At 67.5% G+C, this 11,902-nt stretch carries 12 protein-coding genes; 4 read left to right on the top strand and 8 right to left on the bottom strand.

Annotated features, from left to right (window positions below):
* The 4 genes from VHL31_RS03090 to VHL31_RS03075 all read left to right on the top strand — a co-directional run.
* Window positions 1-1,643: primary-amine oxidase (locus VHL31_RS03090; RefSeq protein ID WP_329659739.1), on the top strand; the 1,643-nt coding region annotated here is incomplete at its 5' end.
* A gap of 145 nt (window positions 1,644-1,788) precedes the next feature.
* Window positions 1,789-2,646 (top strand): alpha/beta hydrolase, encoded by an 858-nt coding sequence (locus VHL31_RS03085; RefSeq protein WP_329659738.1) that lies wholly within the window; start codon window positions 1,789-1,791, stop codon window positions 2,644-2,646.
* 78 nt (window positions 2,647-2,724) lie between these two features.
* Window positions 2,725-3,624, top strand: a complete 900-nt coding sequence (locus VHL31_RS03080) for an S-adenosyl-l-methionine hydroxide adenosyltransferase family protein (protein WP_329659740.1) — start codon at window positions 2,725-2,727, stop codon at window positions 3,622-3,624.
* 97 nt (window positions 3,625-3,721) lie between these two features.
* Window positions 3,722-5,491, top strand: coding sequence for an SLC13 family permease (locus VHL31_RS03075; protein WP_329659737.1), 1,770 nt, complete (start codon window positions 3,722-3,724; stop codon window positions 5,489-5,491).
* A gap of 46 nt (window positions 5,492-5,537) precedes the next feature.
* On the opposite strand, the gene VHL31_RS03070 is transcribed toward VHL31_RS03075, so the two are convergent.
* The 8 genes from VHL31_RS03070 to VHL31_RS03035 all read right to left on the bottom strand — a co-directional run.
* Entirely contained in the window at window positions 5,538-7,058 is a 1,521-nt protein-coding gene (locus VHL31_RS03070) for an RtcB family protein (RefSeq protein ID WP_329659736.1), read from the bottom strand.
* 252 nt (window positions 7,059-7,310) lie between these two features.
* Window positions 7,311-7,805, bottom strand: coding sequence for a hypothetical protein (locus VHL31_RS03065; protein WP_329659735.1), 495 nt, complete (start codon window positions 7,803-7,805; stop codon window positions 7,311-7,313).
* On the bottom strand, window positions 7,786-8,202 hold the full coding sequence (locus tag VHL31_RS03060) for a thioesterase family protein (RefSeq protein ID WP_329659734.1): 417 nt from the start codon (window positions 8,200-8,202) through the stop codon (window positions 7,786-7,788). Before VHL31_RS03060 ends, VHL31_RS03065 begins: the two co-directional genes overlap by 20 nt.
* Before the next feature lie 25 nt (window positions 8,203-8,227).
* Entirely contained in the window at window positions 8,228-8,695 is a 468-nt protein-coding gene (locus tag VHL31_RS03055; protein WP_329659733.1) for a cupin domain-containing protein, read from the bottom strand.
* Between the two features lie 75 nt (window positions 8,696-8,770).
* Window positions 8,771-9,352: a hypothetical protein gene (locus VHL31_RS03050; protein WP_329659732.1), complete on the bottom strand. Its 582-nt coding sequence runs from the start codon at window positions 9,350-9,352 to the stop codon at window positions 8,771-8,773.
* Between the two features lie 34 nt (window positions 9,353-9,386).
* Window positions 9,387-10,322, bottom strand: coding sequence for a 3-keto-5-aminohexanoate cleavage protein (locus VHL31_RS03045; protein ID WP_329659731.1), 936 nt, complete (start codon window positions 10,320-10,322; stop codon window positions 9,387-9,389).
* A gap of 4 nt (window positions 10,323-10,326) precedes the next feature.
* Window positions 10,327-11,277, bottom strand: coding sequence for a 3-hydroxyacyl-CoA dehydrogenase (locus tag VHL31_RS03040; RefSeq protein ID WP_329659730.1), 951 nt, complete (start codon window positions 11,275-11,277; stop codon window positions 10,327-10,329).
* Window positions 11,278-11,284: 7 nt separating this feature from the next.
* Window positions 11,285-11,902: SDR family oxidoreductase (locus tag VHL31_RS03035; RefSeq protein ID WP_329659729.1), on the bottom strand; the 618-nt coding region annotated here is incomplete at its 5' end.

Genomic DNA, 11,902 nt, shown 5'->3' with positions numbered 1-11,902 from the left:
TCTCCTTCGATGACCTGCCGGGGCGCCATGCCCGGATCACCATGGACGAGTTCATCGAGGTCGGTGCGTGGGTGCGGGACCAGCCGGTGTTCCAGGAGGCCCTGCGCCGCCGCGGGATCGACGATCCCGCCATGGTCCTGGTGGAGCCCTGGGCGGCCGGGCATTTCGGCCATGCCGAGGAGGAGGGCAGGCGGCTGGCCTTCACCCATTGCTGGGCAAGGATGGCGGAGGCCGACAACCCGTACGGAAGGCCGGTGTCGGGGCTTCATGTCCTGGTCGACCTGGACCGGCGCGAGATCGTGGCGATCAAGGACCAGGCCGAACCGCCGCCGCTGGGCACGGAGCCGTCCAACTACCGGCCGGGGCAGACCGGACCGCTCCGCACCGACCTGAAGCCGATCGAGATCCGGCAGCCGGAGGGGCCGTCGTTCCGGGTGGATGGCTACCATGTGCGGTGGGCGGACTGGTCGTTCCACGTGGGCTGGTCGCCGCGCGACGGCCTGATCCTCTACGACGTCGCCTGGATGGAGGGGGAGCACAAGCGGCCGGTGATGTGGCGGGCGGCCGTGTCGGAGATGGTGGTGCCCTATGGTGCGCCCAACGAGGGGGACTACCGGCGCAACGCCTTCGACGTGGGCGAGTACGGGATCGGCCAGCTCGCCGACAGCCTCAAGCTCGGCTGCGACTGTATCGGCCAGATCCACTATTTCGACGTCACGGTCCATGACTGGACGGGCAGCCCCACCGTCATCGAGCAGGCGGTGTGCCTGCACGAGGAGGATGACGGGATCCTCTTCAAGCACACCGACATGGCCGCGGGCGTCGATGTCCGGCGTGGACGGCGGCTGGTGGTGTCGTTCCTGGTGACGGTCGGGAACTACGTCTATGGGGTCTACTGGTACTTCAAGCTGGACGGGACGATCGCCTGCGAGGTGAAGGCCACCGGGATCGTGTTCACCAGCAGCAGCCGCGGGGCGCAGGACCTGGCCTACGGCACGGAGCTGGCACCATTCGTCCAGGCGCATGTGCACCAGCACGTCTTCAATTTCCGCCTCGACATGGACGTGGACGGCACCGCCAACCGGGTGAGGGAGGTCGATTTCGGGGGACTGCCGATCGGGCCCGGCAATCCGTTCGGCAACGCCATCATTCATGCCGGCCGCACGTTCACCAGCGAGGCGGAGGCGCGCAGCTGCATCGATCTGGCACGGGCGCGGCGCTGGCGGATCGAGAGCGCGGAGCGGGTGAACCGGTTCGGGCAGCTGACGGCCTATGAACTCGTGCCCGGCGCCAATGCGCTGCCTTTTGCCGACCCTGCGTCGTCGATACGGCGGCGGGCCGGGTTCATGGATGCCCATCTCTGGGTCACCGCCTACCATCCGGAGGAGCTGCATGCGGCGGGCTGGTACCCGAACCAGCATCCGGGGCCGGACGGGCTGCCGGTCTGGCAGGCGCAGGATCGCGGGCTGGATGGAACCGACCTGGTCGTCTGGTACACGGCCAACCTCCACCACCTGCCCAGGCCCGAGGACTTCCCCATCCAGCCCATCGTGCGGATCGGCTTCGAGCTGGTGCCGTTCGGATTCTTCGACCGCAACCCGGCCCTGAACGTGCCGCCGAGCGCGGGTTCATGTTGCAGATAACTCATTGATATAAAACGACGTTGTGCGGTTCTCGGGTTCGTTCATGCATTTCTTGCCTTGAAACATGCCGGTGGCTGAGCAGGTGCGGCCGACCGGACAATCTACCTCAACCCCGACGTGAGAGGAAAGGCGGGAGGCGGGCTCGATGTTCGACGGTTTCGCCCTGGAGATGATCGAGCTGCCAAATGCCACCCTCAGGGTGCGCCATGGCGGGTCGGGGCCGCCCGTCCTCCTGCTGCACGGCCATCCGCGCACGCACGCAACCTGGCATCGCGTGGCACCACAGCTGGCCAGGGCGTTCACGGTGGTGTGCCCGGACCTGCGCGGCTTCGGGCAGTCGTCCAAGCCGGCGGACCAGCCGGATCATGCAGGATCGTCCAAGCGCGCGAAGGCGCAGGACTGTGTCGACCTCATGCACAGGCTGGGCCACGAGCGGTTCGCGATCGTCGGGCATGATCGTGGGTCGTACACGGCGTTCAGGGCGGCGATGGATCATCCCGAAATCATCACGCATCTGGCCGTCCTGGACGGCGTGCCGATCCTGGAAGCGCTCGAGCGCTGCGATGCCCGGTTTGCGTCCAGGTGGTGGCACTGGTTCTTCTTTGCCCAGCCGGAGAAGCCGGAGCGCGCGATCCTGGCCGATCCGGACCGGTGGTATGGCGGCTCGCCCGGGCAGATGGGGGCGGAAGCCTATGCTGACTTCCGCGCTGCCATCCACGATCCTGCGACCGTACACGGGATGCTGGAGGACTATCGTGCCGGGCTTGGGATCGACCGGCGCCATGACGAGGCGGATCGCGTCGCCGGGCGGCGCGTGCGGGCGCCGACGCTGGTACTCTGGTCGCTGCATGATGACCTGGAGGAACTCTACGTCGACGTGCTGGCCGTTTGGCGGCCCTGGACCACCGGGCTTGGCGGACGCGGCCTTCCCTGCGGCCACCATATGGCCGAGGAGGTGCCGGACGAACTCGCCGCCGAACTGGCGCGCTTCCTGGCCCGCTGACGAGGTTCTTGCCGGATGGGTGCCGAGGCCAGAAGATCGACGCCATCCCGCTCATCCGCCGCAAGGAAGACGCCCGTGATGGCTCGGTTCGTCGTGGTTGCCCTGCTTTGGTTGTCCCTGGCCAGCGCACAGGCGGCCGATCCGTCCGGCATGATCGTCTACCAGACCGATTTCGGCCTTCGCGACAGTGCCGTCGCCGAGATGAAGGGCGTCGCCAAGCAGGTCGACCGCAAGCTCGAGCTGTTCGACAACACCCACGAGATCCCGCCCTTCGACATCTGGACGGCGGCATTCCACCTGGCCCATCTCGTGCCGTACTGGCCGCAAGGCACGGTGTTCGTGTCGGTGGTCGATCCGGGGGTGGGGACCGAACGGGGGGCCGTGGTCGCGAAGCTAAAATCCGGCCACTTCTATGTCGGCCCGGACAACGGCTCGCTCACCCTGGTCGCCGAGCAGATCGGGATCGAGGCAGTGCACGCCATCGACTACAAGAAGCACCGCCTGCCCGGCTCGGAGAACTCGCATACCTTCCACGGGCGGGACATCTTCTCCTACGTGGCAGCCCGGCTCGCCTCGGGGCAGGTGCCGGCCGAGGGCTTTGGACCGGTCCTGGAAGGGGATGTCGTCCGGATTCCCTACCAGCACGCGGAGATCAAGGACGGGACAGCACTCGGCGTCATCCCGATTCTCGACATCAACTACGGCAATGTCTGGACCAATATCGGCCGCACCACCTTCGAGAAGTTGGGGATCGCGAAGAAGGAGCCCGTGCGGGTGCAGATCTTCGACGGCGAGACGAAGGTCCACGACAGCGTGATGCCTTATGTCGACACGTTCGGCGATGTGCCGGAAGGCGACCCGCTGGTCTACGTGAACTCGGTGGACGAGATGGCGCTGGCCATCAACTACGGCAACTTCGCGGAGAGCCACAAGGTCAGTTCAGGCCCGACCTGGAGGGTCATCCTGTCCCGGCCGTGACCGTCGCTCAGACTTTCCGTCGCACGGCCAACATCCGGCGCAACGCTTTCCCGGCCAGCCGGTTGTTGGGGGCCGCAGGTTCCGGCTGGGATGGCTCATGACATTGGATCAGGCGCTCGCCTTCGCGCTCGTGGGCAGCATGATGCTGCTCTTCATCTGGGGGCGCCTGCGCTACGACGTGGTGGCGATGCTGGCGCTCATCGCCGCCATGCTGATCGGCATCGTGCCCTATGAGGAGGCGTTCACCGGCTTTAGCGACGACATCGTGATCATCGTAGGCAGTGCGCTGGTCGTCAGCGCAGCCGTGGCACGCTCCGGTGTGATGGAACTGCTGGTGCAAAGGGCGGCAACCAGGGTGAAGGCCGTGCCGCTGCAGGTGGCCTTGCTGGTAGGCACAGTCACGCTGCTGTCCGCCTTCGTGAAGAACATCGGCGCGCTCGCCATCATGATCCCGGTCGCCTTCCAGGTGGCCAAGCGCTCGAACATCTCGCCGTCCTACCTGCTCATGCCGATGGCGTTCGGCTCCTTGCTGGGCGGGCTGATGACGCTGATCGGCACCTCGCCGAACATCATCGTGGCGCAACTGCGTGCGGACATGACCGGCGAGCCCTTCCGCATGTTCGACTTTACCCCGGTCGGCCTCGGCCTGTCCGTCATCGGGATCATCTTCCTGGTGCTGGGCTATCGGCTCCTGCCGCTCCGCAAGGGTGCCGCGACGATGGACGAGGCCATCGACATCAAGGACTACATTACCGAGGCCAGGATCATCGCGGACTCCCTGGCAGCCGGCCAGAGCATCGGCGAGCTGAACCGGCGGCTGAACAGCGAGGTCAAGGTCACCGGCCTGGTCCGCCAGAAGACCCGACAGATGCGGCCCCTTCCCGACGTCGTGCTGCAGGAGCAGGACATCCTCCTTCTGCAGGGCGAGCCGGAAGCGCTCGAGCGGGCGGTGGCGCAGGAGGGGCTGGAGCTGGAAGGAGAGGACCGGCAACCGGGCGACAGCACGACCGAGGAGATCGACAGCATCGAGGCGATCATCGGGCCGACCTCGCTGCTGGTCGGGCAATCGGCGGGCCGCCTGACGATGTACGACCGCTTCGAGGTGAACCTCCTGGCGGTCAGCCGCAGCGGCCAGCGCTTCACCGAGCGGCTCCGCGACATCACCCTGAGGACCGGCGACATCGTGGTCCTGAAGGGCGACCTCGGGCGCCTGCCGGAGCGGCTGAAGGAGTTCGGCTGCCTCCCGCTGGCCAAGCGGCAGATCAGGCTCGGCAACGTGCGCAGCGGCCTCATTCCGCTGGCCATTCTCGGGTCCGCCATGACCTTGACCGCGCTTGGGATCCTGCCGGTCGCGATCGCCTTCTTCATCGCCGCGGTCACGGTGATGCTGGTTCGCTCGCTCTCGCTACGCGAGGCCTACGAGGCGGTCGACTGGCCGATCCTGATCATGCTGGGAGCACTGATCCCGGTCAGCGAGGCGATCCACACGACGGGTGGAACCGAGCTGATCGCCGGCTGGCTGTCCAGCGCCGCCGGCATCCTGCCCGGTCCCGGCGCGCTGGTGCTCATCATGGTGGCCGCCATGGCGGTGACGCCCTTTCTCAACAACGCCGCCACCGTGCTGGTCATGGGTCCGATCGCCGCCAGCTTCGCCACCCAGCTGGGCTACCGGCCGGATGCCTTTCTGATGGCGGTCGCGATCGGCGCGGGCTGCGACTTCCTCACCCCGATCGGCCACCAGTGCAACACGCTGGTGATGGGTCCCGGCGGCTACCGGTTCGGCGATTATGCGCGGCTGGGAGCACCGTTGTCGGTCCTGGTCGTGGTGGTGGGCGTGCCGCTGATCATGCTGGTCTGGGGGCTGTAGAAGGCGGCTGCGGAGCGTCGCGGGGGGCTCCGCAGCCTTGCCGCCCCTAGCGCCGGGGCTGAACGTCGACCTGCACGGCGTCTGTCTGGTCGTCCGTGCGCTTGGCCCTCTTCACGAGCCAGGGCTTGTCATAGTCGCCTGCCATGAGGCAGCCGAGCGGACGGATCTCGCCGATGACCTCGGCCAGGTCGAAGCGCTCGATCTGCCGGCGCACCGCTTTGGCCGACTTGTAGGCCAGTGGCGTTTCCGACACGTCGGGGCGGTCGAAGAAGAAGCGGATGTCGAGGCCCTTCGTCTGCTCGGCCAGCAGTTCACGCGAGCGGGCCAGGAAGACCTCGGGCTTGAGGCCGCTCAGGCCCAGCTCGCGCAGGAGCCTGGTGCGGCTCTTGTTGCGGCCGGCACCGTGCGGCGCGAAGGAGCCCAGTGCCCTGTTGTCCTTGCCCAGCACCAGGAGGACAGGCTCGGCCATGTTCAGCGGAATCACGCCCAGGAGCGGATGATCCGCCTCGTCGCGCCAGGCCGGCGTGGCGCCCTTGCCGTGGTGGAACAGGCCATCGGTCCGCTTCCAGACGAAATTGTGCTCGTTGCCGAACGCGGCTAGCGGCTGGATGCCCAGGCGCGCGGCCGTGCGCTCGTGGACCATCTCGTGGTTGCGCTTGGTCCAGCGTGCCACGTAGCCCAGCGCCTCCCAGTAGGCCTCGCCCTCCTTGCTGTCCGGGTCCAGCCAGGCCTGGTGCGGCGGGGTGTCGGGGCTGACCTTGCGGGTGTGGGCGACGGCCGCGTCCAGGCCGCGCTTGTAGACCTGGGCGCCCATATCGCGGCTGCCGTGATGGCTCACCAGGGCCAGGACCTCGTCATGGTCGGTCATCGCCGCGGCCAGTTCCTGCCGCCCTGTCTTGATGAGCTTGCGCTTGAGCCGCGGCGTCACCTTCAAATGGCCCAGATAGGTGAAGTGGTTGCCGTCGCCCTGGTCGGCGAGCTGGGCCTTGGCGCGGTGCTCCAGGTCCTTGAGGAAAGGGTTGCGCGTGGACGCGAGCTCGTCGGTGATCTCATCCGCTACCCAATGCTCCGCACGGCGCGAACCGGGGCCGAAGCGCGTGCTGGCCTGCACGGCATCCATGAAGCTGGAGGTCTCGATGCCGGGCGCGAACAGCGAGACATGCATGGAGCAGCAGATGTCGGCCGAGTGGAACGCGGGATGAATCGCGCGGCTCGCCACGGCGCCGCCGACCGGGATGGTGCCGAGCGCGCTGCCGGCCGGACAGGCATCCGGCATCACCACGCCATGCTCGATGGTGGGCGTGCGCATCAGCTCGTCCATGTGCAGGCGCACGGCCGCCAGATTGGCCCGCTCGTCCGGCGTTTCCGCCTCCAGGGCGACGGCATAATCGCCCCTGGCGCGCCGTTTCAGCACGGCCGGTGCCGGCGGGACACTGGCAAGCACACGTTCCTTGATCTCTGCTTCATCGCGGCCTTCCGCGGCAAGGGCGTTGGCCTGCGCCAGGAGCGTCTTGAAGTGGGCGCTAGGAGCAAGTCCCCATGCAATGAGATGCTGTCCAGTATACATGACGTCGAGCCTGCAGACGGTGTGATCGGTGCGGAATGAGCCGGGTGCGCGACGGTCGTGGCCGTCGCCCGGTAGCGGCCGATGGTTGGGTGCTGCAGGCGGCTATGGGCAGCCGGGTCCGGAAGGCGGCGGCTCGCGTGACCATGGGAATGCTTGCGGTGATGATGTGATGATCGTTGGTCATGATGCTTCACCTTCCGAGGCCGGAGATGATGGTGCGCGATCATCATGACGGCAAGTCGTGCCGGGCGATCAGCTCGACGACGCGGCCTTCAGTTGACCCAGGACCTCACCGCCGCTCGGCTGAGGGCGCATGACGACCGCGTCGCCGTCGGGCACAACCAGCTCGGCGAGTGCCGCGATGTTGGCCGGATGGGTCAGGACCAGCAGGTTGCCGGGACCACGCCAGGAGGCGACCAGGGCGCGCAGGGCCCGGGTCCGCGCGGCCGCCTGTGATCGATCGCGGGCGATGTCGGCAATAAAGGGCAGGTGCTCCCAGGCGCCTAGGCAGTGGTCTGAGGCTACGGTTCTCGCGACAGGAATCCGGCTGCCGATCTGACAGGTGCCTGCCTGCACAACCACCAGCCCGCCTTCATCGAGCAGGCCCAGGAGATCGGCCTGCCGGCCCGCCACGCGCTCATGGCGTCCCATGACCAGCATCAGCGTAACGGCGGCGGCTGCGAACGGCAGGAGGCGCAGGACGAGCGGGGCGAGGCGGCGACAGCGATCAGGAAGGGGACTTGGCACGCAGCTTCTCGGCGAACCGGTCCCAGCGCACCACCATCCGCTCATGGCGGCCGCGCGCGATCAGGTCGACGCCGTCATGCGCCTGGACCTTCCAACCGACCCGCCGCCCCTCCAGCCTGTCGACCTCGATCGTGACGGTGACGATCAGGCCCGGTGGCGTGGCCGCCTCGTGGCTCGTCTCGATGAAGACGCCGAGCGAGCCTTCGCCCGGCTCGAAGCAGGCCTTCAGGTGGTCCAGGCAGGCCCATTCGATGAGGCCGACCATGTAGCCGGTCGCGAAGACCTGCGGCATGGCCTGCCAGTCCGGGCTTTCCGGGTAGAGGTGCGGGACGGTCTTGGTTTCGGGCAGGGTGTAGGTGAAGACATGGCGGTCGCCGACACGGAGCAGGGGCAGCAAGCGGGCTTCCTCGGTGGGCCGGTGGTCAGTGACCGTCCGGCAGGATGAACTCCATGCCGTTCTTCCGGGCGATCTCGACGATGCGGGGGATGTCCGGCGGGCCCTTCATCGGCGGCAGGTCGCGCGTGCCTGGCGGCATCGGCTCGCCCACCTGGCTGAAGAACCCGTCATGGACCCTGCCAGGCGCATTGATCACCAGGAGCCGGCCAGGAGCGCCGCCCACGTTCTTGAAGGCGTGCACCTCACCCTTCGGGATCCGGACATGGCCGCCCGGCCCCATGGTCATGACCTGCGCGCCCACGGTGAACTCGAACGCGCCTTCCAACACGTAGAAGGCCTCGTCGTCCTCCGGATGGCGGTTGGGCGGGGCGCCGGCACCAGGTGCCGACAGCACCTCGACCAGGCAATAGGCGCCGCCATTGTCGCTGCTCCGCGTGAGGAACCGCACGAGGTTACCGAACAGGTGAAAGGTATCCGTGTCTTCGGCGTGCATGCTCGCCTCCCTTTCGAAAATCGTGGGAAGACTAGCACGACGAGATCGACGGATGAAGCTGCCGGCGGGGCAGCCTCAGCGCGTTGCCATCTCCAACTCGCGCGTGCGGCCGAGCTTGGTCATCCACTCCGTGAACTTCGGCTGCACCTGGAGCTGGCGGCCGTAGTGGCGGGCCAGGGCCTGCGTGAGCGCGCCGTTGCGGCCCAGCAGCTCGTCGGCGAACCCCACCATGCGCGAGTTCGGCCAGGCCTGTGGCCGCACCTCGCGCAGGCGCTCGAACAGCTCGTCGGCATCGTCGCTTGGGCTGGCCTGCGCCATCAGGGTGAGCATGGCGGCGGTCGAGCGGGAAACGCCCATGTGGCAGTGGACGAGCAGGTGGCCTTCCGTGCGCTCGGTCTGCGAGGCGGCGAGGTCCATCCCGAAGGCCAAGATCGCCTCCACGTCCTCGCGCTGCGGCGCGATCTTGCCGGGGATCTCCTCGATGATGTCGTCGAAGTGCAGCGTGGTGCGCTCGTGCGTGTCGAAGTCGGTGAAGGCCTCGATGTCCGGCCAGCCGGGATCGAGGATCGACAGCACGTGCGTGACCTGCCGCTTGTTGTGCGACGGCAGCTCCTCGATGCCGCAGATCGTGAGCATGGAGATGGCGATGGACTGCATGTGCCCAGGTCCGATCAGAGGAAGGAGGAAGGGCTCAGCCGATCGAGGTGGCAGCCTTGCCCTTGAGGCCCAGGATCTGGCGCGCCTCGTCCGGCGTGGCAACCTCCAGGCCCAACCCTTCCACGATCTGGCGGGCGCGGCGGACCTGCTGGGCATTGCTCTCGGCGAGCCTGCCGGGCCCGTCCCAGAGATTGTCCTCCAGGCCGACGCGGATGTTGCCGCCCTGCGCTGCGGAGATCGCGGCGATGTTCATCTGGTTGCGCCCGGCACCCAGCACCGACCAGACATAGCTGTCGCCGAACAGCCGGTCGGCCGTGCGCTTCATGTGCGCGACGTCGTCCGGATGGGTCCCGATGCCGCCCAGGATTCCGAACACGGTCTGGATGAACAGCGGGGTCTTCACCAGGCCGGCGTCGGCGAAATGGGCGAGGTTGTAGAGGTGCGCAGTGTCGTAGCACTCGAACTCGAAGCGCGTGCCCGCATCGCCCAGCTCGCCCAGGATGTAGGCGATGTCGTCGAACGTGTTGCGGAAGATCAGGCCGCGGCTGTTCTCCAGGTGCTGGCGCTCCCAGTCGTGGCTGAACTCCTTGTAGCGCTTGAGCATGGGGAACAGGCCGAAGTTCATCGAGCCCATGTTGAGACTGGCCAGCTCCGGCTTGAAGGTGCGCGCCGGGACCACGCGCTCCTGCACGGTCATGTTCGGGGCACCACCGGTCGTGATGTTGATCACGACGTCGCAGGCACTCGCGATGGTCGGCAGGAACTTGCCGAACGCTTCGGCCGATTGGTCGGGGCGCCCGGTCTCGGGATTGCGCGCGTGGAGATGGACGATGGCCGCCCCGGCCTTGGCCGCGTCGATCGCCTGGCTGGCCAAATCCTCCGGCGTTACCGGCAGATGCGGCGACATGGACGGCGTGTGGATCGCACCGGTAAGCGCGCAGGAAATGATGACCTTGCGGGGAGCGGCCACGGAATCAGTCTCCGATCTCTTTGGATGACGCCTGCTTTTGCCGGAGCAGCGCCATCAGGCGCCGGTCACGCCAGCGCGAGCGCTCCTGCAGCTTGTCCAGCGGCAGGCGGGCACGCCGGTCTTCCAGGATCTTGGGCAGGACATCGCCTTCCCAGTCGACCCGGCGCTGCTGGGCCGGGTGCATCTCACGGTACATGTGCTGGAAGCGCGCGATGTAGTCGGCGATGCCGCCCGGCGCGTTCAGGTCGATCGTCTCGAACGGACCCATGAACGACCAGCGCAGCGCCAGCCCGTGCTTGACCGCGGCGTCGCAATCCTCTGGCCCGGCAAAGCCGTCGGCGACCAGGCGGAAACATTCTTCCATGAGCGCGCCCTGGAGGCGGTTGACCACGAAACCGTCGATCTCCCGGCCCATCACCACCGGCTTCTGGCCGATGGCGTTCATCACCTCCTCGGCGCGCTTCATCGTCTCTGCAGAGGTCCAGGGTGCCGGCACCAGCTCCACGCAGGGGATCAGATGCGGTGGGTTGAGGGGGTGAGCGACAAGGCATCGCTGGCCATGCGGCAGCCCCTCGGTGAACGAGGACGGGACCAGGGCCGAGGTCGAGCTGGCGAGGATGGTCGAGGGAGCAGCGGTGCGGTCCAGATCCGCCCAGAGCTGGCGCTTCACGTCCAGCTTCTCAGGCGCGCTTTCCTGCATCCAGGCGGCTCCATCCAGCGCGGCGGCAAGCTCGTTCGCCACGCCGATCCTCGCCAGCACCGTGGAAGGCTCCTGGCCCAGCAGCAGGCCGGCCTCGGCGAGATCGGTGGCGATCGTGCCGGCGAGCTCCAGGCTCTTGGCGGCCGCACCCTCGATGGGATCCCACAGCACGACGTCCCAGCCGCCGCGCGCAAACGCGATGGCCCAGCCCCGCCCGACCAGGCCGCTGCCGACGATCGCTACCTTCTGGCTCATCGCTTCCTCACAAGCTTTCGACATTGGCGCAGACGCCCAGCGACTGCCCGGAAATGTTGCGGCCGAGCGACGAGCACAGGAACAGGGCCATGCCGGCCACGTCGTCGGCGCTCACCATCCGGCGCAGCGACGTGCGCTGCAGGTACTGCCGCTCCATCTCGTCGTAGGCAACGCCCGTCTCGTCGGCCCGTGCCCGGATCACCCCCTCCATCCTGGGGCCTTCGACGATACCGGGCAGGATCGCGTTCACCCGGATGCCGGCGGGACCAAGCTCCTTGGCCAGGGACTGGGTAAAGCCGATCACGCCCCATTTGGCGGCGGCATAGGGCGTCCTGAACGCGTAGCCCAACCGGCCGGCTGCCGAGCTCATGTTGATGACGCAGCCTTCCGGGTTGCGCTTGAGCAGCGGCACCGCCTTGCGCGTTACCAGGAACATGCCGGTGATGTCGACGTCCAGGCAGCGCCGCCATTGCGCCGGATCGATCGCCTCGATGCCGCCGGTAGGCCCGGCGATCCCCGCATTGTTCACCAGCGCATCCAGGCCGCCCAGGCTGGACTCCACGTCCTGGAAGAGCCGCTCTACCTGGTCGTCCACGGACACGTCGCAGAGGCTGCCCGACGCATT

The organism is Geminicoccus sp. (assembly GCF_036263595.1).
GTDB lineage: Bacteria > Pseudomonadota > Alphaproteobacteria > Geminicoccales > Geminicoccaceae > Geminicoccus.
This window is presented reverse-complemented; position numbering and strand designations above follow the sequence as displayed.